21 protein-coding genes are annotated in these 24,756 nt (G+C 57.2%); 16 read left to right on the top strand and 5 right to left on the bottom strand.

What is annotated here, in order from left to right; genetic code table 11:
* Nucleotides 1-10: 10 nt before the first annotated feature.
* Entirely contained in the window at nucleotides 11-859 is an 849-nt protein-coding gene (locus AC27HQ_RS03500) for a phosphate ABC transporter substrate-binding protein (protein WP_487154543.1), read from the bottom strand.
* A 181-nt stretch (nucleotides 860-1,040) separates the two neighbouring features.
* Here AC27HQ_RS03500 and AC27HQ_RS03505 point away from each other — a divergent pair, with 181 nt between their 5' ends.
* From AC27HQ_RS03505 to AC27HQ_RS03580, 16 genes are all read left to right on the top strand, one after another.
* Entirely contained in the window at nucleotides 1,041-1,889 is an 849-nt protein-coding gene (locus AC27HQ_RS03505; RefSeq protein ID WP_487154544.1) for a long-chain fatty aldehyde decarbonylase, read from the top strand.
* 41 nt (nucleotides 1,890-1,930) lie between these two features.
* The gene (locus AC27HQ_RS03510) at nucleotides 1,931-2,860 is read left to right on the top strand and encodes a permease (protein ID WP_487154545.1); all 930 of its coding nucleotides are present in this window, start codon (nucleotides 1,931-1,933) and stop codon (nucleotides 2,858-2,860) included.
* A 23-nt stretch (nucleotides 2,861-2,883) separates the two neighbouring features.
* A complete protein-coding gene (locus tag AC27HQ_RS03515; RefSeq protein ID WP_487154547.1) occupies nucleotides 2,884-3,318 on the top strand; it encodes a hypothetical protein in 435 nt (144 codons plus the stop codon).
* On the top strand, nucleotides 3,315-4,523 hold the full coding sequence (locus tag AC27HQ_RS03520; RefSeq protein WP_487154548.1) for an SDR family oxidoreductase: 1,209 nt from the start codon (nucleotides 3,315-3,317) through the stop codon (nucleotides 4,521-4,523). The genes AC27HQ_RS03515 and AC27HQ_RS03520 overlap by 4 nt, the downstream gene beginning before the upstream one ends.
* Nucleotides 4,510-5,574 carry a hypothetical protein gene (locus AC27HQ_RS03525; protein ID WP_487154549.1) on the top strand — a complete coding sequence of 355 codons (1,065 nt, stop codon included), beginning with the start codon at nucleotides 4,510-4,512 and terminating at the stop codon, nucleotides 5,572-5,574. Before AC27HQ_RS03520 ends, AC27HQ_RS03525 begins: the two co-directional genes overlap by 14 nt.
* Nucleotides 5,575-5,643: 69 nt before the next feature.
* Nucleotides 5,644-6,327, top strand: a complete 684-nt coding sequence (locus AC27HQ_RS03530; RefSeq protein ID WP_487154550.1) for a helix-turn-helix transcriptional regulator — start codon at nucleotides 5,644-5,646, stop codon at nucleotides 6,325-6,327.
* Nucleotides 6,328-6,474: 147 nt separating this feature from the next.
* Nucleotides 6,475-7,059 (top strand): TetR/AcrR family transcriptional regulator, encoded by a 585-nt coding sequence (locus AC27HQ_RS03535; protein ID WP_487154551.1) that lies wholly within the window; start codon nucleotides 6,475-6,477, stop codon nucleotides 7,057-7,059.
* Nucleotides 7,060-7,173: 114 nt separating this feature from the next.
* Complete coding sequence (locus AC27HQ_RS03540; RefSeq protein ID WP_487154552.1) at nucleotides 7,174-7,599, top strand: PaaI family thioesterase; 426 nt, start codon at nucleotides 7,174-7,176, stop codon at nucleotides 7,597-7,599.
* Nucleotides 7,600-7,608: 9 nt separating this feature from the next.
* Nucleotides 7,609-8,052 carry a PaaI family thioesterase gene (locus AC27HQ_RS03545; RefSeq protein WP_487154553.1) on the top strand — a complete coding sequence of 148 codons (444 nt, stop codon included), beginning with the start codon at nucleotides 7,609-7,611 and terminating at the stop codon, nucleotides 8,050-8,052.
* Between the two features lie 164 nt (nucleotides 8,053-8,216).
* Nucleotides 8,217-9,227 carry an efflux RND transporter periplasmic adaptor subunit gene (locus AC27HQ_RS03550; protein ID WP_487154554.1) on the top strand — a complete coding sequence of 337 codons (1,011 nt, stop codon included), beginning with the start codon at nucleotides 8,217-8,219 and terminating at the stop codon, nucleotides 9,225-9,227.
* On the top strand, nucleotides 9,227-12,391 hold the full coding sequence (locus AC27HQ_RS03555) for an efflux RND transporter permease subunit (RefSeq protein WP_487154556.1): 3,165 nt from the start codon (nucleotides 9,227-9,229) through the stop codon (nucleotides 12,389-12,391). Before AC27HQ_RS03550 ends, AC27HQ_RS03555 begins: the two co-directional genes overlap by 1 nt.
* 98 nt (nucleotides 12,392-12,489) lie before the next feature.
* Nucleotides 12,490-13,785: a hypothetical protein gene (locus AC27HQ_RS03560; RefSeq protein ID WP_487154557.1), complete on the top strand. Its 1,296-nt coding sequence runs from the start codon at nucleotides 12,490-12,492 to the stop codon at nucleotides 13,783-13,785.
* A gap of 87 nt (nucleotides 13,786-13,872) precedes the next feature.
* Nucleotides 13,873-14,775, top strand: a complete 903-nt coding sequence (locus AC27HQ_RS03565) for a metal ABC transporter substrate-binding protein (protein ID WP_487154559.1) — start codon at nucleotides 13,873-13,875, stop codon at nucleotides 14,773-14,775.
* Nucleotides 14,768-15,364 (top strand): ATP-binding cassette domain-containing protein, encoded by a 597-nt coding sequence (locus AC27HQ_RS03570; RefSeq protein ID WP_487154560.1) that lies wholly within the window; start codon nucleotides 14,768-14,770, stop codon nucleotides 15,362-15,364. Before AC27HQ_RS03565 ends, AC27HQ_RS03570 begins: the two co-directional genes overlap by 8 nt.
* Nucleotides 15,351-16,133, top strand: coding sequence for a metal ABC transporter permease (locus tag AC27HQ_RS03575; RefSeq protein ID WP_487154562.1), 783 nt, complete (start codon nucleotides 15,351-15,353; stop codon nucleotides 16,131-16,133). Before AC27HQ_RS03570 ends, AC27HQ_RS03575 begins: the two co-directional genes overlap by 14 nt.
* An 87-nt stretch (nucleotides 16,134-16,220) precedes the next feature.
* A complete protein-coding gene (locus AC27HQ_RS03580; RefSeq protein ID WP_487154563.1) occupies nucleotides 16,221-18,560 on the top strand; it encodes a methyl-accepting chemotaxis protein in 2,340 nt (779 codons plus the stop codon).
* 82 nt (nucleotides 18,561-18,642) lie between these two features.
* Here the strand turns inward: AC27HQ_RS03580 and AC27HQ_RS03585 are convergent, their stop codons facing one another.
* The 4 genes from AC27HQ_RS03585 to AC27HQ_RS03600 all read right to left on the bottom strand — a co-directional run bounded on the left by AC27HQ_RS03585 (nucleotide 18,643) and on the right by AC27HQ_RS03600 (nucleotide 24,580).
* Nucleotides 18,643-19,272 carry an alpha/beta hydrolase gene (locus AC27HQ_RS03585; protein ID WP_487154564.1) on the bottom strand — a complete coding sequence of 210 codons (630 nt, stop codon included), beginning with the start codon at nucleotides 19,270-19,272 and terminating at the stop codon, nucleotides 18,643-18,645.
* 267 nt (nucleotides 19,273-19,539) lie between these two features.
* Nucleotides 19,540-20,856 carry a DUF1302 family protein gene (locus AC27HQ_RS03590; protein ID WP_487154565.1) on the bottom strand — a complete coding sequence of 439 codons (1,317 nt, stop codon included), beginning with the start codon at nucleotides 20,854-20,856 and terminating at the stop codon, nucleotides 19,540-19,542.
* 1 nt (nucleotide 20,857) lies between these two features.
* Nucleotides 20,858-24,028, bottom strand: a complete 3,171-nt coding sequence (locus tag AC27HQ_RS03595) for an outer membrane lipoprotein-sorting protein (RefSeq protein WP_487154566.1) — start codon at nucleotides 24,026-24,028, stop codon at nucleotides 20,858-20,860.
* 105 nt (nucleotides 24,029-24,133) lie between these two features.
* Entirely contained in the window at nucleotides 24,134-24,580 is a 447-nt protein-coding gene (locus AC27HQ_RS03600) for a MarR family winged helix-turn-helix transcriptional regulator (RefSeq protein WP_487154567.1), read from the bottom strand.
* Between the last annotated feature and the right edge of the window lie 176 nt (nucleotides 24,581-24,756).

Genomic DNA, 24,756 nt, shown 5'->3' on the forward strand with positions numbered 1-24,756 from the left:
AGACGGAGATTTACTGTGTTACCGGAATCAGATACATACGGTTGACCAGCTCTGAGGCGGCACTGGAACGGCTAAAGGCCAGGAAGTTGCGTACCTGATCGGTAATCGGTTCCTGGTACACCAGATTAAGATCGCGGCTCATCAGGTAGTCACCAGAGGCTACGGCCTCGGTGGACGGTACCTGGTCGTCAACGGCTATCAGGCGAATCGCAGCACCCTGCTCTGCTTCATATTCTGCAGAACCAATGGATACATACCCGATCGCTGCGGCTGAGCCGCCAACGGTTTGAATACCTTGCTGGTTATCGCCAATGATGACGTGGGCGCTAATCTCTCGGTATGACATGCCGAAATGATTACTGAAGACTTCCAGGGTAGAGCGACCTTCGGCTTTACTCACCACGGTAATCGCCAGATCATGGCCACCCACCTCTTTCCAGTTGGTGATCTGGCCGGTGTAAATACCGATAACCTGCTCCCTGCTCAGGCCGGTGACCGGGTTGTCCTCATGAACAATCATGCCAATACCATCGCGAGCGATGACCACATTCTGCAGGTCACTTTCGTCTGGCTTAAGGGCCCGTGAGACCATGCCAAGTTCGGCTGTGCCAGTGCGCACATCCATTATCCCGCGTGAACTTCCACCGGACTGAACATCGATCCTGATGCCGGGGTTGTCTTGCTCATAGACCTTGCCCATTTCACCGATCAATGCAGAAATCGTGCTTGAGCCGACAATGCTGATGCGGCCAGCATTGTCTTGATCCGATGTTTGATTGCAGCCAGCAAGCAGAAGTGTACCCAGCACCGATAATGTTATCAGTCCAAGGTGGTGGGCATTAAAGAACTTGATTTTCATGATGTCCTTACTCCATGGAGAACGTAATTCGCGTCCAATGCATTCATCTTTACCTTTGAAGCATCCTAAAGGCAAGTAAGGTGGGGGATGAATAGAATATATGTTCTATTGTTCTCTCGTATTAGTCCTCCGATCATGGGTCGCAAGGGATTGTCCTTGAAGCCTGATAGGAGGAATCATCATGAACGAGATGTGCAGTCACACAGAATCAACCCAGTCAGCCCCCGCCGATTTGCGCTCAGTCAGTCGCCGCGAGGAGCTTGGCGCTGAGCACAACAAGAGCGATGGTTATTTCAACCTGATTGCCTATATTGCCTCGAACGCCATTGCTGGTGAAGTGATGGCCGTTGAGAACTATTCTGAAATGGTACCGCTGATGCCGGATACCGAAAGCAAGATCGAAACCGTTAAGCAGGCCCATGAAGAGTCCAAGCATATCCTGATGCTGGCCAGTCTGGGCAAGCGCCACGACTACAACGTCATGCGAGAAATCGTTGAACCACAATGGTTCAATATCCGTCGCCATTTCAGCACCGCTGTGCAGAACAAGGATCTGGCCGCATGCCTGGTGATCCAGGATCTGATGACCGAAACCATGGCCATCGTGCTCTATCGTACCCTGCAGCGTCAGGGTGATCCTGATACGTCGGCGCTGGCCGGCAAAATTCTGGAAGATGAGCTGGAGCACCTGGAAATTGGTCTGACGCGCATTCGTGGTCTGATCGAAAAGGATCCTGAAGGCGTTCACGAAAGTCTCAAGTGGGCCCATCACCGCGTTATGCCAGAGCTGTTCAGTATGGTCAGTACCAGCTGTCACTTCCTGTGTGATCGTTTGAATATCGATTGCGGTGCGCTCTCTTTGGGTGACCTGAAAACCGATATCGACGAAATTCGTATCGAAGCCCTGGATACCTACGTGGAAACGCTTGATAAGGCCAATTTTGATCCCGCGGTAACAGCTGTGTTGATCGAGTCCATGCAAGCCTACGGTGGCACACCGTCTATGAACGCAGGCCTGGCCAACGCCTGAGGCGTTGAGTCTGTTTGCGCTATAGCTCAGGAAGAGCCGCCATGTTTGACATGACAGTCTTGGCCCAAGGTATCCGCCCGTTCTTTGAGTTCTTACTTATGGACGGTGCCTTGCTCATCGGGCTTTTTCTATTGATCACCTGGGCTGTAGTCATGCTGCAGCAACGTGTGCCATTTCAGTCCACACAGGGCTCGATGATGGGCTCCTCCAGCTGGCGCTCAGCCTTTGTTGCCAGTATAGGGGGGGTATTAACGCCTTTCTGCTCGTGCTCAACCATTCCTGTTCTGAGCGGCATGCTCAGGGCAGGGGTTGGTTTTGTGCCGAGCTTTGCCTTTCTGGTGGCCTCGCCCATAGTCAGCGAGGGTGTATTTATTCTCCTGTTGATCACTGTGGGTATTCTCCCCGCCGTTGTATTCATACTATTTGGTTTGGCCTTGACCTCTGCCGCCGGTGTGGCTGCTGGCGGGCTTGGTTTGGCAAAACACGTCACACTTCAGCCTACGCCGCAGAGCACTGCTGCATTTCTGGGCCAGGGCCCCGCAACCTGGCAGGGTTGGCAGCCTTCATCGCGCTTTGCCTGGTTGGCAGCCAAACAAGAGTTGCGCACGGTGGCGCCTTATCTGCTGGCCGGTTTGGTGATTGGCGGTCTCATATACGGAGTGGTGCCCCAGCAGGCACTGGTGAATCTGCTCGAGCAACTGCCTGTTGGCTGGCTATATCTGGCCTGTGCGCTGCTTGGCGTGCCGCTCTACATCTCGCCCATTACCGCTTTGCCCATTGGTTTGGCACTGATTGAAAAAGGTTTTCCGGTCGGACCCTTGGTGACCTTTCTGGTCGCCGCTATAGGTACCAGTCCGCCTGAGGTCATGCTGCTGTTCAGGTTGTTCAAACTCCCCTTGGTGATAGCCCACACACTGACCGTCATTGCCTGTGCAGTGATGCTCGGATTGGCTATCGCATTCATGGTGTAACCATTCATAAAAGAGGTAAAGACATGCTCGGTTTCTTCAAAAAAGCGTCGGAAGAAGACATCAATCAGGTCAAACGCGCACTCGGAACGGAAGCTGTGGTGGTGGTCTCCGCCAGTTGCTGCATGCCGGGTACATCACAGGTGGACGAGCAGATCGAGGCGACGGCGCGCGCGGCTGTGAACGAGGCTGAGCTGGACTGGCCGGTAATGACGCTCACGGTGACAACCGCGCAGTCGATTCTGCCGAAGATTTCTGGCGAGTTGAATGCCCAGGAAGCGGAGCTTGCCAGACAGGTTTCCGAACTCTTTATGGCGCATGGCTTGAGCGCCTTCCCGATCGTAATCGTTGATCAGATTCTGCTTTCCTATGGCGGTATGCCAGAACAGGCGATGATTCTCAATGCGCTGACCCAGACAACGGATAAAGGCAAAGGAATGGCACTCCAGGGGGCCCAATGAAAGCACCATTACCAACACCGCGGCACGGAAAGCGCGTACTGCTTACGGGAGGCACCGGCTATCTTGGTTCATTGATGGCGGCGCAACTGCTTAGCGATGGCTGGGCTGAGCATGTGGTCATTCCAACCCGTCAGGCAGACAATGGCAGTCGGGTTCCGCAAGAGGTTCAGCGCGAACTGGTTGCGCTAGGGCAGACGCCGGATGAATATGAATCGCGCGTCACTACCGTGTACTGGCAGGGTGCCGAGACGGCGTCGACAGAGTCACTTGAAAGCATGCTGCGCTTAGGCGCCGTCGACACCGTGATTCATTGCGCAGGCTGCCTTGATTACTTCGATAATCAAGCCCTGCAAGCGATGAACGTTGATTTCACTGCCAGGCTGACAACGGCAGCCAAGCAGGCCGGCGTTGGCTTCTTTATTTTTGTTTCGACGGCCTATTCGGCAGGCTATTCAGGCGATGTGATACCGGAAGCGGCGTTGTCGGAACCCCCCAGTGATCCCACCAACTACACCCTGACCAAGCGTGCTGCGGAGTGGGTCGTGGCCCAATCCGGCTTGCCCTTTCTGGTCATCAGACCCTCGGTGGTGATCGGCAGCTCAATGGACGGCCGCTACAGCGGCAAGCGCTATGGCCTTTATCAGCAGTGGATGGGCATTGAACGGCTGCTGTGCGATCGACATCATGTTGAACTGCATACGGTGGCCACGGAGCAGCCCCTAAACCTGCTGCATCAGGATGTATTTCAGTCCAGTGTGGCCAGTATTCTGCGCTGGGTTCCTGCAGGTGAATACGTCAACCTGGTGGTTGACAACCAGAGCACGCCGTCGATGAAAGACGTATGGCGCCTGATCTGTGAAGTCATACGCCCGAAGACCGTTATCTTCTATGAAAGCCTCAAAGACGTAGATTTAAAGGCCATCAATATCCGCCAGCGTGGTTACCTGGCTTTTGCCCAGACCAACCTGGAAATTGGCGCTTATCAATGGGACTTTGAGCGTCAATGGCTCACAACGCTGGGTCAGCATGGCCTGAACTTTACTGAAACGACCATGGATACGCTGCAGGTGTGTCAGGATCGATTTGTTCGCTCATCCGTGCTCATTCCACGCTATTACGAACGCTTCGGGGACGAGCTGCCAGCGCAGATCGAATACCGTGAATACCACGAGACCTGGGATGCTACCGCCAATGAGCATGCTTAAAACTAACGGGTTAAGACTGGAACCCTGGCAACGTGAGCTTAATCACGCCGTTGCCGTGATCAATGCCCGTTTTGAACAGTCGCAGAAGACCGATACCACGCCCAACACGCTGTGGTGGGGTGGTGCCTATTCCGAGATGTTGCCCCTGTGTGCGGATAATCTCCGTGGCAAGGTGATTATTGCGGATCAGGATCCTCGACGTTTGCGTATCAGTACCGGGTTGGTCGATAACGCCAGTGGCGTTCGACTGCTGGCGCTGGCGGACTTGTCCCGCGATGCCAGCGCTATTGAGTCCATGCTTCAGGGAGCGGTTATGCGTGATATCGACGCCTACCTGGCCCTAGAAGAACGCTTGCGTTACAGCATTGAGCGCTCACCAGCGGTACCTGACGGATGGGCCAATAGTATTTTCATGGATTTCACCCTGAACCGCATAGATACCATTGATGAGGCTAAGCTGCTGTCGGAGGCCTTTCGCTGTTTAAGTGCAACCGGCAGTGTCATCTGCACCCTGCTGGTGAGTGATGAAACCTTGCCTGCTCGGCATAACATCAAGTCGGCGCCGACGGGCGCAGCGCTTCGTGTCCCTTCGGAGACAGCAATCATTGCGGCATTCGAGCAAGCCGGATTTCACGGCATCAGCTTGCACTGGTCAGCAACGGCAGGCGAAGCGATTGACCGTATTGGCGACGCTGAAGTGCGCATGTGTAGCATCCAGGCTTATAAAGGTAAGCAAGGCCCCTGCTGGGAATTGGGTCAGGCTGTTATGTATCGCGGACCCTGGCTGGAAGTGCGTGACGATGATGGCCACCTTTACCGTCGTGGCGAACGGGTTGCGGTCTGCGCAAAGACCTTTGACTTGATGATGCGTGCACCATATCAGGGTGCTTTTCTGGGGCTGCGCAGTGTCAACGAGCCGCCGCTGGCACAGGCGGTACCATTTGATTGCAACACGCCATCATTGCGCGATCCAAAGGTAACCAAAGGGCTAGTATCCTTTGAAGGCGCTCAGGCCGACGCGTGCTGTTCAGCGGAAAACGGATGCTGCTAAATGTACCAGTCAATCAACGGATGGCTCTATAATGGGGGAACTAGACACATCTACTAAGGAAGACTGAACATGGAAGGTGTCAAGAATAGTTGGCAAGTGCTTCAGGAAAGCATGCAGGCGCCATCCTTTCTGGAACTGGACGTGGACTGTACCGCCATTGGTATTACGGATGTAAATGGCCCTGCTGTGCACTTCAGGGAAATTCTGTTTCTTGAAGGCGAAATTCACGAAGAGCCAGAGACTCTCCAGAGTCACTGTGCGTCACTGGTTGCTCTTTGGACCGCTATGCGCACCCCATCACTGGTTGATCTCGGCCAATGCACCTGCATTGGTCGGCGCCTGCTCAAGCAGGAGCCAACCCTTGGACGGCGTTTTGCCGTGCATGCCAGTCAGCTCGGTGAAAATAGCCTCCTGTTTGTTGTCATTAGTTCGACCAGGCGCTGGAACAATATTGAAGCGGTCAAGCGCATGGTGACCGAACTGGTTGAGCAGGCCGGGCAGCTATACAGTACCGATGACTCTCCTCCTTCTGCGCAGGCCGAGCAGGCTGACACAGGCCTGGACTGGTATCAGTTCACCGCCCGTGAAGTGCAGATCCTCAAGTTGGTCGCCAGCGGCATCAGTAACAAGCAGATTGCCCGCGAGCTCGGTTCCAGTCCGAATACGGTGCGCAATCAGATCCATGCACTGTTTCGTAAAACCGAAGTAACAAACCGGACAGCGCTGGCTATGCGTGTAGCGGCCACCAAATAGGGTTCCGGTACAGGCTGCTATCAGAGATCACCTCAGCGCTGTTTGAGGCTGGCCCATCAGGCTACAATGGTTGGCGTACAAAGCCCGCAAGGCACTCTGCCTGCTTGATGTCAGGCGGTGCTCCAATCCTTGAGTCAGGACCTTTCCATGTCTGCAGCGCCACGCCATCGTCAGAATATTGTTTTGGCTGCAGCCAAGCTCTTTCGTCAGCGTGGTTATGCGAATACCGGCCTTAAAGACATTTTGGCCGAGAGCAAGGCACCCAAGGGCTCGCTTTACCACTACTTCCCCCTGGGCAAGGAACAGTTGGGTGAAGAAGCGCTGCGGTTTGCGGCCAGTCAGGCATTGGCCACACTGGAACAATTGGCCTTGCAGCATGCCTCTGCTGCCGATCTGCTGGTGGCCTTTGCCGCGCAACTCGGGGCTTGGCTTGAAGCGTCGGCGTTCAGTGACGGCTGCCCGATGGCCACGACCATTCTTGAAACCGTCCCGCATTCCACTGCACTCCGTCTAGCGGCCAGTGAAGGTCTAGAAGCCTGGCAGGCGGTTTTTCGTCGCCGGTTGCAGGCAGAAGGTTTTCCTGCCGAGTCTGCCTACCGATTGGCCAGCCTTAGTATTGCCGTGCTGGAGGGCGCGTTGATTCAGGCCCGGGTTGAGATGAGCGCTCGCCCATTGCACGATGCAGTAGCTGAAGTGGCGCAGTGGATGAGAATGCCGCAACGCCCTGCCTGATCATCCAGATCATCAATTGTCTGTTATCGAAGCAATTGATTGGATTAAAATATAGTGACCGGTCTACATGAAAATGTTCATATGGAAAATCATCCATTAGGAGCCATGTATGCCATGAATCAGCCAGCCGAGATTCCACCGGGATTCAGTCGCCACACCCGATCCAGCGGTTTGACCGAGCCCTGGGAGCCAATTTATGCCGCCTTCGGTGATGACAGCTTCAGCCTCGGTCTGGTAGCTGCCCAGGCCCACGTCAACAGCCGCGGTTTTGTCCATGGCGGATTGCTCAGTGCACTGGCGGATAATGCCATGGGGCTCAGCTGTGCCCATCAGCTGGGCGGTCGGACAGCGCTGGTCACCGTCAGTCTGAGCGTGGATTACCTCGGTAGCGGCCAGTTGGGTAACTGGATTGAAGTTCGCGCACAGCCGCGGCAAATCGGCAAGACGCTGTGCTTCGCCGATGCCAGCCTGTATGCCGATGGTCGCCTTTGTGCAACTGCCCGTGCGGTATTCAAGATAGCTGCACCCATTCCATCCTGAAGAGGACTGATGATGAATAACCCGGAGTTACAGCAAAGATTACGTGCGGTCTCTCAGCTTGCCGCCTTCAATAACTGGCTTGGCCTGCAGGTGGATGAGGTGTCGTCCGGTGCCGTGCAGTTGTCGCTGCCGTGGCGCGCCGAAATGGGTCAGTACGCCGGCTTCATGCACGCCGGGGTCCAGGGTGGGTTGATTGATACCGCCTGCGGATTTGCCGCCGCAACATTGAGCGGCCAGGTGTTGGCCTCGCAATACACGGTGCGCTGCTTGCGGCCTGCCGTTGGTGAGCATTTCCGTGTTGTGGCCAAGGTAATCAAGCCAGGGCGGCAACAGATATTTACCACCGCCGAGCTCTATGCCACCAGGAACGGTGAGGAAACGCTGGTCGCATGTGGTGATGTGTTGCTGGTGCCACAAGCGCAACAGAAAACAGAGGCTGAATTGCAAGGCTAAGCATCCTGTTGCACTTTAATGGGTGGCGTGAGCTTTGCCTGTGTAGGTGATGTTGTAGTCTTGATGACTATATTCAGTGCCAATACGGGGAAGTTGCGTTGATGCGTTTATCGACAGGCGTGTGGGTCTTGCCATTGTTGCTCTCAGGCTGGTGCAGCCAGCTGATGGCTGAGGACCGTCCTGAAGTACGGATTGAGCGGGTGGATCAGACCGAGCTGTTCGCTGAGGTGTCGCTCAGCGGTACGGTCAATCCGATGCGCTCATCGGGCATATCCGTTGCCGTCGCGGGTCTGATTGATCAGGTTGTGGTCGAGCCGGGCAGCGAGGTGACCGCCGGTGAACTGCTGATCGGGCTGGATGATGAGCAAGCTGCTCTGGCTTTGCAGCAATCTGAGGCGCTGCTTGAAGAAGGTCGGGTGGCGTTGGCGGAAGCGCAGCGCAGGCTGGCTGAAGCCCGCTCGGTAGGCGTCGGGCGGAATATTGCTGCGACTGAAATCAGTACTCGGGAAAACGCTGTTGCAGCCGCAGCGGCGAGCGTACTTCGTCTTGAGGCTGAGCGCAGTCAGGCAGAGGTGCTACTGCGGCGTCACCGGATTATGGCGCCCTTCGACGGGGTCGTCAGTCAGCGCATGCGCGATCTGGGGGAGTGGGTGTCGCCGGGTGACGAACTGGTGCGCCTGGTGGATACCAAGAATCTGCGACTGGATTTTCAAGTGCCGCAGGAGCAATACACGGCTATCAATGAGCAGGCGGGTCTCTGGTTGATGCATCAGGACCAGGCTGTGCAGGCGCGCATAGATGCGCTGGTGCCGGTCAGTGATTCTGCTTCTCGGACCTTTCTGCTGCGTGCCGTGGCACCAGACAGCGTTGTCGCCTTGCCCGGTATGGCGGTGCAAGCCACGCTGCGCACAACAACCGGGCAACAAGGGCTGACCGTGCCGCGGGATGCGATCAACCGTTACCCGGATGGACGGGTGACGGTCTGGCTGGCGCTGCCAACCGAGCAGTCAGGGGTATTCAGCGTTACGGAAAAGCGCATTCAGCTGGGTGCCGCCTTTGACGGGCGCGTAGCCTTGACGGATGGACTACGGGCAGACGAGCAGATTGTTACCCGTGGTAATGAGCTGCTCAGTGAGGGGCTTGAGGTGCAGTTGTCAGCACAGGGTGAGCCCTGATGTTTGCTGCGATTATCCGGCATGGCACCCTGGTCACGGTTATTGCCTTGATCGTATTGATTCTTGGGGCTGCGGCTGCACTGCGTATTCCGGTGCAGATGATCCCGGATCTTGAGGTGCGCACGGTTACCGTCGAAACCCGTTGGGCCGGTGCAACACCTCAGGATATTGAAAAGGAAATCCTGATTGAGCAGGAGCGCTTTCTACGCAATGTCCCGAACCTGAGCCGCATGACGGCCACCGCGTCCAGTGGCGCGGCTGAAATTGAGCTGGAGTTCCCGTTCGGGGTGGATATTACCGAGAGTCTTATCCAGATCAACAATGCCTTGAGTCAGGTCTCGGGTTACCCGAACAACGTTGATGAGCCGCGCATTGTGGCGGCCTCCTTTTCGTCCAATGCCTTCATGTATTTTCGTGTCGCCACGCTGGAGGGTAACCCGCGTGAGCTGGACATCGAATTGATGCGCGATTTTATCGAGGACCGTGTGCGGCCGCGCATGGAAAGTGTCCCCGGCGTCTCGGAAGTGACGGTGGGCGGGGGAGCCGAGCGGCAGATACAGATTACCGTTGATGAGGCCGCACTGGCCCAGCGCGGGCTGGCGCTGACCGACCTGCGAGCGGCGATTAACAGCCGTAATCAGGATGTATCCGCCGGTGAGCTGGACGCCGGAAAACGCCGTTATCTGCTGCGTACGGTAGGGCGTTTCGAGGATATTCCCGCGCTCGAACAGCTGGTCATTGCTCGCCGGGGTGACAGCGTTGTGCGACTGGCGGATGTGGCGACGGTGCAACAGGGTAGTTCGCGGGTCCGTGAGCTGTCGATCGTCAACGGCCAGCGTAGCATTGGCTTGCAGGTCAGGCGCGAGAGTGGCTCCAATGTCATCGACATCAAGAACGCCATGCTCGATGAAGTCGCGGCGATCAACCGCGAGGTACTGCAGCCGGCGGGACTGCACCTGGGTCTGACCTCGGATGATGCGCGCTATGTCGAGGCCTCGGTAGCCAATGTCTGGACCAATCTGGGCATAGGCGCCGTCTTTGCCACCCTGGTCATGTACCTGTTCCTGCGCTCCGGGCGGGCCACCTTTGCCGGTGTTGTCGGCATCCCGCTGTGTGCCATTGCCGCGTTTATCGGCCTGCTGCTGGCCGGCCGCACGGTCAATGTGATTTCCCTCGCAGGCATCGCCTTTGCCATTGGCATGACGGTGGATAACAGTATTGTCGTGCTGGAAAATATCGAGCGACATCGACGCCTGGGTCTGGACCGCTTTGAATCAGCGCTCAAGGGCGTGATGGAAGTCTGGCCAGCGGTATTGGCCTCAACGGCCACGACCATTCTGGTATTTCTGCCGATCCTGTTCATTCAGCAGGAGGCCGGTCAGTTGTACTCTGATGTTGCCATTGCCATCTCGGCCGCTATTCTGGCGTCCATGCTGGTGGCGGTCACGGTGATTCCGACCTTGTGTGCGCGACTGGATTTTGGTCGCACTGATGTAGCTACCGATGAATATGGCAACGTGACCGGGGGGCGCTGGACCGGGCGACTGATGGCGGCAGTTCGCTGGCTGGTGGTCAGGCCAACGCGGCGTGCCGGCACCCTTGTCGTCACCCTGCTGGGCAGTCTGCTGATCATGCTCTGGCTTACCCCGCCTGCCGAGTATTTGCCTGAAGGCGAAGAACCCAAGACCTTCGCGGTGATGACCGCGCCACCGGGCTACAACCTGACGGAAATGCAGGCCATCGCCCAGCAGGTTGAAGACTATTTTCTACCCCATGTGAATGCACAGGATCAGGCCTATATCGCCGGCGAAACGGCAGTACCACCGATGGCCTATCTGAACATGCAGGTGACACCAACGCAGCTGCGGATCATCGCTGAAACTCTCAACCCGCGGCATATCGAAGCCCTGATGGATGAAATCACCCGCTACTACCGGCAGTTCCCCGGCATGCGCGCCTTCGCCGCCAAGGGTTCGATCATCTCCAGTAATGACGGGGGTACGCGCAGCATCAATCTGGACATTTCCGGTGCCGACCTGGCGTCGGTGTACCAGGCCGCCAATGCCGCCTATGCCCGGGCTGGTCAGATCTTCGACAACCCGAGAATCCAGAGCCAGCCCTCGACCCTGACCCTGGCCCAGCCCTTGATCCAGATTCATCCGGACTGGGCCCGGATTGCAGAACTGGGGCTGGATACGGCAGACATCGGTTTTGCCATCGCCGCGGCGACCGAAGGGGCCTATGTCGATGACTTCTTTCTGGATGACGAGAAGATCGATATCTATCTGTATGGCAGTCAGGGCCGTGATCCACAGCTTGACCGGCTGGCTGGTGTGCAGATTCAAACGGCCACTGGGCAGGCACTGCCGTTGTCGAGTCTGGCCCGTATCGAGGAAACGGTGGATACCAGCATTGTCCGACGTGTCGATGGGCGCCGTACTGTCACGTTGAATATCATCCCGCCCGCTGACGTGCCTCTTGAGGCTGGCGTGCAGCGGGTGAGGAGCGAGCTGCTAGAGACGATGCGCGCCAGTGGTGAACTTCCGGCTTCGATCAATGTGGATATCTCCGGTGCCAGTGATCAGCTCAATGCCACCCGTGATGCACTGACCGGCAATTTCCTCATTGCCATTGCCGTGGTCTATTTGCTGCTGGTGGCGATCTTTGCCCATTGGGGCTACCCCCTGCTGATCATGACGGCGATTCCGCTCGGAGTGGCTGCCGGCATAGTCGGACTGGCCCTGATGAACCTGGTCGGTGCCCTGTTGCCGGTGTTCGGTCTGCTGCCGTTGCGGCAGCCGTTCGACATGATCACCATGCTCGGCTTTCTGATTCTTATGGGTACGGTGGTCAACAACCCCATCCTGGTGGTCGAGCAGGCGCGGCTCAATCTGCGCCAGGCTGGCGTATCGGTGGTGGATGCCGTGCTGGCCGCCGTGCAAACCCGTTTGCGGCCGATTGCCATGACCACCCTCACGACGCTGTGCGGCTTGTCGCCGCTGGTTTTTTTGCCCGGCGAGGGGACTGAGCTTTACCGTGGCGTGGGCGCCGTTGTCCTGTTTGGCTTGCTCGGGGCCGCCATTGTCACCGTCACCTTCCTTCCCGCGCTGACCATTCTGGTGTTGCGTTGGCGCGAACGCGCATCAGTCACGCCCGCCCACTGAACTTTCCCTGACGTTCTGAGTGCGTGATTGACCTGATTTAGTAAATGTTACATTATTACGTTTCATTTCTAGCTTGTTATCAATCAGGTCTGCCCACTATGAATGTGTCACCCAAACCCCTTGCAGTCGCCCTGGCTGCCTTGTTTTTCAGTTCCTCCCTGCTGGCCGAGCCCGCTACGCCAAGTCGTTCAAACCTGGACGTTGATATCGACATGTCACTGATCCTCGAAGGTGTGTATTACAACCGCATCACCGAGGGCAACGACGAGCCAGCCGGCTTTGCCAGTGGGCATGATCATGACCACGATCACGGTGGTCATGATCATGGCTTTGACGACGGTTTCAACATGGGGCATTCAGAGCTGGCCTTTCAAGCCCGTCTGGGTGACTTCATGGATGGCACCCTGCTGATCGGCTTCGACGACAGCGACTTTGAGGTCGAGGAAGCCTATCTGACCACGCGTTCGCTGCCGGGTGGCTTGCAGCTCAAGGCCGGCAAGTTCCTCTCTGATATTGGTTATATCAACAGCAAGCACGGCCATGATTGGGATTTTGTTGACCGCCCGCTGGTCAACCAATATTTGTTTGGTGACCACGGTCTGCAGGACACCGGCGTACAGCTCAATTGGCTGGCGCCTGTCTCAAGTTATACCCGCCTGGGTGTCGAGCTACTGCAGGGTGAGCAGGAGAACAGCGTCTCACAGTACAGCGATGAATTGCCGGTCAGCGAAAAAAGCGGTCCGCGTATTGTCACCGCCTTTGCCAAGTTGGCACCGGATATGGGCGACCAGCATGCCGCTCAATACGGCGTTTCTGCCGGCTATGTCAGTCAGTACGGACGCATTGAAGGCCATGATGGACATGCCCATGGACTTGAAGGCGATGCCTGGTTTGCCGGTCTGGATGCGGTGTACAAATTCGATGCGGGCAAGACCTATGGCCATGGCAACTGGAAACTGGCCAGTGAGTACTACTACATGCACCGCGACCTCACCGAGTACGTCGAGCATGAGCATGATGATCATAGCCACTGGGACCAGCGCGACAGTTACAGCGAGCGCCAGGACGGCCTGTATGTTGAGGCTGTGTACGGTTTTGCACCGCGCTGGGAAGTGGGCTTAAGGGCTGAAGCGCTGGGCCTGACCAACAAGGCAGTAACATCGCATCCAACCGGGGTAGAGAGCTTCGATACCTCCTATCGGCAAAGTGCGCAGTTGACCTTCCGTCCTATCGAGCCGGTGTTTCTGCGAGCCCAACTCAGTCGCATCGATTTCGCCGCCAGTGGCCATGAGGACGAGCATGACCATGGGCACGGCTCAGGCCGTGATCATGGTCTTGAATTCATGCTGCAGTTGAATGTCGCGCTGGGTGCGCACGCCGCCCACAGCTTCTGAAGATCGGCGCGGACAGGGAGGTCCGCAACTTGTACCTGATGCCGGTGTTGCCTGAGCAAGGCAGCACCGGCATTTTCGGAGCCTTACATGCAAACAATGCTGAAACTGATCAAGCTCCCCAGAATCCTGCTGGCTGCTGTCCTGTTGCTGGCACAACCGGCCTTCGCAGGTTTGCAGATTGTCGCGACCACACCGAGTCTGGGCATGCTGGCCAATGAAATTGGTGGCGATCAGGTGACAGTGCGGGTGCTGGCACCGGCTGATCGGGATGTGCACTATCTGGATGCCCGACCCAGCTATATGGCGGCCATGCGCCGTGCCGATCTGCTGCTGCACATAGGTGCAGGTCTTGAAGCAGGTTGGTTGCCAGCGGCGCTTAGCGGTGCGGCCAACCCGGCCATCAATCAAGGGCGGCCCGGCGACTTTCGCGCCGCCAATTTTGTCAGCCTGCGGCAATCCAAAACCGTACAGGGCCCGAACATGGGGCATGTGCATGCCGAAGGCAACCCGCACTTTACCATCGACCCGCAGCGCCTGGCCTTGCTCGGCGAAGCACTGGCCCAGCGCATGGGGCAGTTGCAACCAGCCCAGGCCGACTTGTTTTCCGAGCAGGCTGCGCGTTTGGCGGATCGTCTGAATGCGGAGGCCGAACGGTTGACTGCCCAGGTCAGGCCAGGCCAGGACTATGTGGCGTATCACGAGGATCTGGACTATCTGAGTGAATGGTTGCCGGTCAAGGTGGTGGGCTATCTGGAGCCGGTACCGGGCATTCCGCCGACCGCGCGACATTTGCGTGAGCTGACCGCCCAACTGGCGGACACCCAGGGTCATGTGCTGTTTGCGGTTTTTCAGCCAGAGCGCGGCGCGCGCTATCTGCAGGAACGGCTCGGTTGGTCGGTCAATCCCCTGCCATTGGAGCCGGCACAGCCAACACTGGATAGCTATCTGGCATTGATGGCGCAGTGGGCCGGTGTCTTTATCCATGACTGAAGCGCCTTGCTTGCTGGAGTGCAACGCCCTGGTCATGGGCTTTCAGCGACCCCTGCTGGGGCCGTTGAATCTGCGTATGCACCAGGGTGAACGGCGCCTGATAACCGGACCCAATGGCAGTGGCAAATCCCTGTTATTGCAGACATTGGCGGGCCGGGCACAGGTATTATCCGGTGATATGCACTTGGCGGATGCTGCCTTGAGCTATCTGGCACAGGAACATCCGCGCCCTTCGCCCTGGCCCCTCAGTGGCTATGACTGGTTTGCCGCCATGCAGGCAACCACGCCGGATTTACCGGCCGTACAGGCCCTGCTGGGCAAGCGCCTGGATCGCCTGAGCGGCGGACAATGGCAAGTGCTGCGGCTGGCCGCGGTATTGCAGTCGGCGCGGACGGCTGGCCGTCCGGGGCTGATTCTGCTGGATGAACCCTCCAATCATCTGGATGCCGAGGTACGCGCCACGGCCGTGCAACTGATCCAGCGCATTCCTGCCACCAGCACCTTGTTGATGACCAGCCACGACGAGGCTTTCATGCGTGCGCTGGGCTTTACCGCTACCCCGATGGAGCAGTTGCTTGAGCCTGCATGACTGGTTTCTGTTGCCCCTGGTCAACGGTCTGTTGACCACCCTGCTCCTGGCGTTAGCGGGCGTCGGCTTGCTGTTGCGCGGTTCGGTCTGGCAGGTATTTGCGGTCAGCCAATGGGCGGCAGTCGGCGGCGTATTGGCCTCGGTACTGACAGTACCAACGCTGCTACCGGCGTTGCTGCTGGCTTCGCTGGCACTGGCGATCCAGCGCCGTTGGCAGGATGCCGAGCGGCTATCCCTGACGCTGTTTCTGGCGGGTCTGGCGCTGATTACCCTGCTGGTTGCCAATATCGCCACTGCCAGTCTGGCTGCGGCTCGCTGGGTCGATGGCCAGTTGTATTTCACCGGCCTGGCCGAGCTGATCGGGCTGGTCGTGCTGGTAGCAGTGAGCCTGATAGTCCTGCCAAGGCTGCGCAGCGTCTGGCTTTGGGCCCAGCGGCAAGCGGATGTCAGTGCGCAGCCTGGCCCAGGCTGGCATTGGCATATGCTGGAGTTGGCCTGGCTGGTGCTGGTCATTGTTCTGGGTGCCCAGAGCCTGGGTGTGCCTGGCGCGATGGCCACGCTGCTGCTGCCGGCCTGGGCCGCCGCGCGCGTGGCGCATAATCTGGCGCAGTTGCTGATCTGGAGTCAGGTACTGGCCCTGCTGGCCTTTGTCATCGCCTGGGTAGCCAGTCTATGGCTGGACCAACCTTTTGCACCCACGCTGATAGTGACGCAGTTGATTGTCTTGGGCCTGACGGTTGTGCTCAATAGGCTGCATCCTGCGATCTAGAGGGCTGCGGCTTTGCGCCTGTAACCTGACCGTCATGTCAGTGAAATATTATCGCCGGAGCTCAGCCCTCTGGTGATGATCTATCCAATGAAGATTTCTACGCGTTTAATGCTCGGTGCGTCGCTATTGACGGTATTGGCGGTGGTGCTGTCATCTGGCTTTACCGGCTGGCAGGCGTTGGGCAGAAGCAGTCAGGTGGTTGATGACAGCGTCAAAATTCAGTTTCAGGCGGTTGCAGGCGGCCGGGCTACCAGCCTGCAGTTGCAGCTGAAAAGCCACCATGACCTGTTGCTGTCGACAGCCAACAACCGTATGACCCAGGAAGCCATCTACGGTTTTGTCCGGCCCTTTGTCTCCTATCGGTATGAAGTGCAGGCGCCCTCTTTGGAGGCGCTTCAGGCCAGCATGACGCAGTGGTATACCGAGCAGTTTCAGCCGCTATACGCTGAACGTACGCTGGGACGTGAAGCGCCCTTCCAGGACTGGATTAGCCAGACCCGCTACGAAGGACTATTGATCCAGAACAACTATGTCCGGGACAACCCCAACCCGGCAGATCAACTGGCGCAGCTGGTTGACCCTGAGGATGCCACCATCTACGGCCAGCAGCACCGGCGGTATCACGAAAGTTATCGGGAGATAACCCAGCGATATGGTTACCACGATCTGATGCTGGTGGATGCCGCCAGCCTCGAGGTGATTTACAGCGTCAGCAAAGGGCCGGTGTATGCCACCTCGCTGGCTACCGGCCCCTTTGCCGAATCGGCGCTGGCAGAGCTGGTCGGCCAGATGCGCGATCAGCCCGACAAGGACCGCTTCTGGGTCTCCGACTTCTCCCGTTTCAGCGGCTACTTTGACGAGCATGTGGTGTTTTTTGCCGTACCGGTCTTTCACCCGGTTTACAGCCCGGATAAACCCCTGGGTTTTCTGGTGGCGCAACTGCCTGCTGAGCGTTTCACCAGCATCATGACCGAGCAGGGCAACTGGCAGGCGATTGGGCTTGGGCGTACCGGTGATGCTTATCTGGTGGCGGATGACGGACGCTTGATCACCGAGCCCCGGGCCATGTTCGAGAACCCTGAGCAAACCCTCGCGCAGTTGCCGCTGCAGGGTCAGCAGGCCGAGGACATCGCGGCGATGCAACGCTACCAGCGCCTCAATGGTCGTTATCGCATCAGCAACCCAGGCGTCAGCGCAGCGATTGCCGGCAACAGTGGTATCGGTCTGGACCAGGGCCTGCTTGGCGAAGCGGTATTGAAGAGCTGGCAGCCGCTGCAGATCGGTGGTCGGAATTTTGCCCTGATTACCGAACAGGCCATCAGCGAAAGTTTCGGGGCGCTGGATGCACTGCGCGAGAACATCATCATGGGTGTGTTGTTGTCCGTGGTTGTTCTGGCTGCGCTGGCGGCCCTGGGCAGTTGGTGGCTGACCCGCCTGGTCGTCATGCCACTGGATGGGCTTGCCCTGGCAATAGGTCAGGTCGCTCGCGAGCGTGACCTGCGCAGCAGAATGCCGGATGCCAGCCGGGATGAAATCGGCTTGATGGCCGGTGCGCTCAACCAATTGTTCGATACCTTTGCCGCGCTGGTCGGACGCATACATCAGAGTGCCGATGCCACGCTGGCCGCCAGTGCACGCAACGTCGGTATCGCTCAGGACTGTCAGTCTGCTGCGCAGCGCCAGCAGGCGGCCCTGGCCGCTGTGGACCAGCAGTCCATGGCATTGCTGCAGGCCTTTGATGGCATCGCGGTATTGGTGGCGCAATCGGCAGAGCTGGCCAGGCAAGCAGACAGCAGCGCCAGCCTGGGTCATGCCGCGGTAGACAAGGTCAGTCAGCAGGTCACACAGCTGTCTGATGAGGTGAAACAGTCCTGCCAGAGTATGGCCGAACTGCAAAAAGCCGCTGGGGATATCACCTCCGTATTGGACACCATCGAGAGCATCGCCGGACAGACCAATCTGCTGGCGCTGAATGCGGCCATTGAAGCCGCCCGCGCGGGTGAGCAGGGCCGGGGTTTTGCCGTGGTAGCAGACGAGGTCAGACGCCTGGCGCGCAGCACTCAGGAAGCCACCGGGCAGATCCAGCAGATGCTCGACCGACTGCGTGCCACGGTGTCAGAAGCCTCGGCCGGCCTGGAGCGCGAACAGGCCAGTACGCGGCAGTGCCTGCAGGCCTCTGCCGAGGCCAGCCACCTGTTGGTTGGCATACTTGAACAGGTTGGCCAGATCAGCCAAGCCACACAGGGCATCGATACGGCCATTCAGGACGAGAACCAGCGGGCTGTGGTGATGGGTCATACCCTGGCGGATATTCACCGAGATGCCGAGAGCTCAGCGCGAGCCATGGCCAGTTTGGCCGAGATTGCCAAGGCGCAGAATCAGTTGGCACTTGAGGGCAAAACGGCCGCCTCGGCCTTTATTGTCTGACGCCGGGGTTGTTGGAACAGAGCGCTGGGCAGTAGTAGCTGCCCAGCGCTCTGTTTGTTTCTCGCGTTGACGCCTAGGCGTATTACTCGGCGGATTGCAGGTTGTGACTGTTAATCCACCCCAGCACCCCCGCAATCATCTGCTGGTCAGCCAGAATCCTGTTGTGGCCGCCGACCGGCAACCAGAGCGGCCGAGCGGTGGGGGCGTGAAGATTGTCCCGGGCATCGGATAGCGGAACAATGGCGTCGTCCTCGGCATGAACCAGCAGGATTGGCGCCGCCATAGAGGTTAGTGCGTTATCAACGCGGTAACGTTCCAGAGGCTCTCCCAGGGCTTCAGTAATCTGCACGATCATATGTTGTATGGCGCGCCTGCCAAGCCCCTGACGCTTGGCTTGTGCCAGGGCATAGTCCTCTGCGCCGCGTGGTGCGCTGATCAGCACGACACTGTGGGGCTTGAGTCCAAAATCTTCTGCTGCCAAGGCTGTCATTGCGGCGCCGATCGAGTGGGCAATAACCGTACAGGGTTGCGTGAGCGTTGCCGCGACTTCAGCTATCGAGCGTGCCAGTAAAGGCAGTGGCGCCTGTTTTCCGCCTGCTTCACCGTGTCCGGGAAGGTCCAGGGCAGCAACCTGGAAGTTGGCCTCAAGCAAGGGTGAAACGAAGCCGCCCATGGCAAAATGATCACGCTCCCAGCCGTGCACCAGGAGCACGGTTGGACCGCTTCCTTTGACCCAAAGCGGTACCTGATGACCCTGAATGCAGAGGGTGCTCCGTGTAAAGCCGTCGAAGGCTTCTGACCATTGTTGCCTGCTGGTATTGGGGCGAGGCTGCAAAAAAGCGCGCGCCCCAAGCGCGCCGAAGTAGCGCGGGAAAAGCGTCGACAGTAAAGTTGCGATTTTCATTGTTGCTGATGTCTCAGGTCGTGATGTCTGACTAGTCATGCTTGCGCCCTCTTGTCTGGGTTTTTGATCCGACGGTTAGAACGCATAGCTGAGGCCTGCATGAATTCGGTTGGCAGGTCTGAACTGACCGAACAAGCCATCGCTGTCGCCATAAAACAGATCGGCGCCCACTCGGCCTGACAGCGCACTGCTGATTTGATAGCGGGCTTTTAGTTGAACCAGACCATCGTCCTGGTTGAGGCCGTGAATAACAAAGGCTTCCAGTGCTAAGGCCTCATTCAACAGGTTGTGCCGGGCAAGCGCTGTAATCTGAGTCGTTGTTTGGTCGCGTACAACGGAACTGGCAGGCTCCGTGAGGTAGCTCTGGAACAGCTGGAAGCTCAGGAAGGTATCACTCAACCCGCTGTAGTCGATGCCTATGACATAAGCGAGTTCTGGGCTGGCTTCAACGCCGTTGTCGTCCTGTGACGGGTCTGCAACCCAATAACGATCTGTCGAATAGCCCAGCTCACTACGAAAGGCAAAGTCGCCAAAGGCATTGGATGCGGTTGCCCCCAGCAAATGTGAGCGCTCATAGGTGGGCGAGACACGCACGCGGTTCTGATTCTGGCTCAGGTAGAAAACGGCTTGATCCTGATAGTGGTAGAGGTAGTTCAGGCTCAGATCCCAGCCACCGACAAAGCCCTTCCAGCGCACACCGGTATCAGCGTCCTGCAGTGGTTTTTTTGGACGATCGTAGTCAACCAGCGTAACCGGCACATTCGAAGGTGCACTTGGAACCAGCAAGGGTGAACTGAAGGCAAAGGCCGCGTCGGAGGCGGGTAGTTGATCATAGGTCTGATCGGCGATCAGAACCCACTGCAACATGCCCACGCCGAGTGGGGTTTCGAGGTTCAGCATCCACAAGGGGATTCGGCGGTCATCAACGTCAGGCAAAATAAACTCGCGATAGTCGATAGGGTTTAGCACATCCAGCACCCGAAAGCCGTCGGCCTGGCCCCATACCACCTGCTGCTTGCCCAGGCGGATATAGGTATCTTCAAGTGTCGCGTCGATATAAAGCTCTCTAAGCTCCAGATCCGCATGGCTACCCAGGTAGGCGCGGCGATTCCAGTGGCTGCGCGACGGCTGGGTTGGTTGTCCCGGAGCAAGCGTATCCACAGCGTCGGCCCGGCTGCGAAGGATCAGTGTGCTTCGGGTCGATTCGCTCAGATTGAAATCCCACCTGGGCGTCAAGACCAGCTCTGACTTCTGGATGTCACCTCCCCCGGTGCGTAGCGCCAGGCTGTAGTCTGCAATACCTTGGAAGGTCAGCGCCGAGGCCGGGTGACAGAGCCCTGCCGAGATTAGCAGCAGGGTCAGTTTATTGAGCCAGGTATACCTGTTCCCCATGTTATAGCCCCCTTACCAGCGTGCGCTGGTCGAAGGTGCGTTCAGGCACATCGCTCTGGTAGTCGACATTGGTGCTGGTCAGCAGGGTGCTATGGCCGCTCTTGTGGTTGCTTGCCCGTACCTGTAATACCGTCCAGATATCATCGATTTGCGCAATGTCGAGATTCTCGATGGTTTTAAGATGATTGCCATTTACATCCCAATAGTCACTTTTACGCGAGATCCAGATGTTCGGATCGATATGCCAAACTGCCCTGCTGTAGCCAAGCTCGTCGGCAATTTCATTATTCGCGGGTGTGCCTTCCACCACCAGGCAGGTTATACCGCCCACCACATCCTGCCCGGTCACGCGGAAGGTGTAATCCTGCAAGCCAACCTTGTTCTCACTTTTGATTTCTTCGTAGCTGAAATCGGTGCCCAGAAAAGCGTCTCCGCGATTGGATGCCGGGATTCGTCTTACTTTGCGTAAGGCGGGCAAAAACAGCCACTGATCGTCCTCTGCCGCACTGTCGGGATAGTCGTAGGTAAGAAACCCCGTTCCCCTGACGTTTGCAGGTGCTGTATAAAACAGGATGGTGCGCTTTTCTTCGTCGAAATAACGGCGATAGGCCTTTATCTCCTGAGTTCGAGTTTGCCCGCGGCGGTCCGTCAGTTCCAGGCGCATATCCCGGGAAACTTGCTGGCCCTCGTCACGGCTTGCAACGTTGCGCATGATTTCCAGCCCGTCGGGCAGCGCCTGAGCAGAAACGTCCGGGGCGTTAAAAACGCCGAGCGTCATGATCACCAGCATGGCCGCAGTAGAGGCGCCCTGCGTCACACCATTTGAAGTGGACGTTGATCTAATGATGCAGGCCGGTTTCAGCATCAGTACCAAAGCCGGCAGCAGCGTTACGCTGGCAACGAATGCAGTGCCCACGGCGAGTGCAACCAATCCACCGAAGCGGATCAATGGCGGTACATCACTCAGACAAAGTACGCCGAAACCCAGCGCGACGGCAGCGAGGTTGAACAACAGTGCCCGGCCAGTTGTGGGAAATAGCTCGGCCATGATTGCGATAGCAGGGCGTTCGGTTTGGCGACCAAGTTCTCGCAGTCGCTCTAGGGTATGCATGGAAAAATCAACACTGAGTCCAATGGCAATGGCCGCAAACATCGAGGTGCCGACCCCGAGCCAGATGTTGAAAAAGCCCATGACGGCGTAGATCAGAAGAATCGACATGCCTACCGGAACAATCGCCAGTAGTCCGGCGGTCAAGGACCTGAACAACAGGCTGGCCATCACCAGTACGGCAAGAAGCGAGACGACAACACTGCTGGTATGGCTTTGGGCGATACCGTTAATCCAGTGGTAGTCGACGTGGACTCGGCCGGTCAACGTGGCGCTCATGCCGGGCTCATTGAAATGCTCCGCAAGGTACGCTTCTACCTGTGGAACCAACTGTCGGTTGTTGCTGAAGGCATTTGTATCGAGATGCGCGCGAACCAGCGCCTGCCGGTGTGTGCTATCTATCTCGTTCTCGAAATCGGTTGGGTTACCCGAGGTTGAATACAGCAAAAACAGCTGAGCAATGAGCAGGCTGTCATCCGGAATGACATATTGATCCAGCTGGTTTTCGTTAACCGCGCGATTCATCTGTTTTACATAGTCAACGATGGATGTACTGCCGTTCACATGCGGCTGGTTTTCCAGGAAGCGTTGCAGAGCTTCAATCTTGCGCAGACGAGCTGGATCGTGCAGGCCTTCGATGTCTACTGTCTCAACCAGTACGTCGAGGTGATAAGTACCATCCATGGCATTATTGATGCGCTTATCTGCTTGGTATAGCGGCTCTGATGATTTGAAATTCTCAATACGTTGGTCTTCGACCTGGACGCGGGATAGGCCAATGGCACCAATAACGCCAACCGTGACGCCCACTGCAACCACGGTACGGGGGTACTTCAGGACGATAGAGCCCAGCCCGGTCATCAGGCGTTGGCTCATTTTTAAGGACGGGTTGTCTGATTTGCCGCTGCGTGACGTCTTGGGTCGTGACTTCAGCAAGCTCATCGCGGCGGGTAACACCGTCAGGCTATAGAGCCACGCGACACAAACGGCCAAGGCGCCGAACAGACCAAAGGCCTTGATCGGTGGCATATCCGATGTGCTGTACAAGGCCAAAAAGCCGGCCACGGTAGTGATGGTCGTCATGGTAATGGGGCGCGCCATCACCAGCATGGTGCGAATCACCAATTCTTGTTGATGTGCCGCGGGAGTTTTTGTCTGTTCTTCAAAATATTGGCTGAACACATGGATGGAGTCGGCCACGGCAATGCCGATCATGCAGACGATCAGACCATTGGTAATGACATAAAACGGCGTAGCGCTGGCGGCCATGAGCCCCAGGGTTATCGCGACGGTGGCCAATATGATCAGATTTGGCAGCAGGGTGGCGGCAAGCGAACGAAATGCAAGAAACAGAATTAACGTAATAATCAAGCCGGCGAAGGGATTGAGCCGCTGGGCGTCCTGATCAATGTAGCTGGAGAGGTAACCGGCAACGGCACCTTCACCCGCGACCATCAGTTCATCTTCTGCGCCCGTGGGTGCATAGGAGATCAACTTCAGTATCTCGTCGTAGGTCTGCTGGGCTTGGTCCTCGTCCAGGATTTCCACGACAACCAGGGTTGCTGTTCCGTCACGCGCTACCAGGCTGCCTTGGTACAGCGGGAAATCGGCAATTGCCTGGCGAACCGCAGAAGCCTGTGCTTGTGTTGTCGGAAGCGGATCAAGAAATTCATCTACTTCCATGCCTATATCCGTACCGACTACGTTTGACTCGGTGGACAGGCTCATCACGCGGTCCGGATCAACGTTATCCAGTGCCGACACGGCGTTGGTCAGCCAGTCGACAAGCTTAAGGCTGGTAGGGTTGAAGATGCCTTCATCGCCCTCATTGACGATGGCCACTACAATCGGATCGCGCAGACCAAAGAGTTCTTCGACTTGTTCGCGGTAAAGCAGCGCCGGATTGTCGGGGTGAATGAATGCCCCGGCTGACGTGTCTTTGGTCAGCGTGGGTATTGCCGTCGCGGCAGCGGCAATTAATGCAGCCCCGAGCAGCAGAATCAGCCAGCGCAACTTGAGCACCACTTGGAAGTATCGTTCTAGACGACCCAGTTTGGTGTGCATGTGTATCTCCTTATTTGGTGTATATACACATTAGGGGTTCAAAAAAATGCCCGCGAGGGCGTTGTTAAATAAAAGCGTGCTTCAGTTGCTCCTGTCCGTTTCGGTTTAACGACCTACATTTGCGAGTCTGATCATGGCTTCATGACTTTCCTGCCATCCCTGTGGGCCCAGCTCTTCGCGATACATTTTTTGCACGGACTGCCACAGTGGGTATGCCTGATCGAGCTTAGCCTTTCCTGATGTGCTCAACGTCATGGCCCGTGAGCGATGATGTGCACCAGCATGCGAGATGATCAGACCTTCATTCTCAAGTAATTTCAGATTGCGCGTCAGGGTTGTCCGCTCCATGGCCAGCCAGTCAGCCAGCTCACCGATGGAGCCAGGTGATCCGTACCCTATTGCCACCAGCAAAGTAAATTGGGTGATGCGCAGTCCACACGGCCGAAGCGCCTCGTCGTAGGCGCGGGTAATCGTGCGGTCTGCCATACGTGCTTTGCGGCACAGGCATTCCTGGGCAATGATCGGGAAAAGAGCGGCATCTGCATTGGTCATATAGTGTATATACATTATTGAGTTCGGAGGGTCAAACCTTTCAGCGTGTATTTGACCTGGAGCGGCGTAACGGCGTCGCGCAATAATCGTGATGATGCAGGTAGCGTGGTATTGCGATGATGTTTAGGCGCAGGGCTTTCGAACAGCTGTGGCAAGAGGCCTTTGCACGTATCAAG

This window comes from Halopseudomonas sp. 4NH20-0008, from assembly GCF_057548395.1.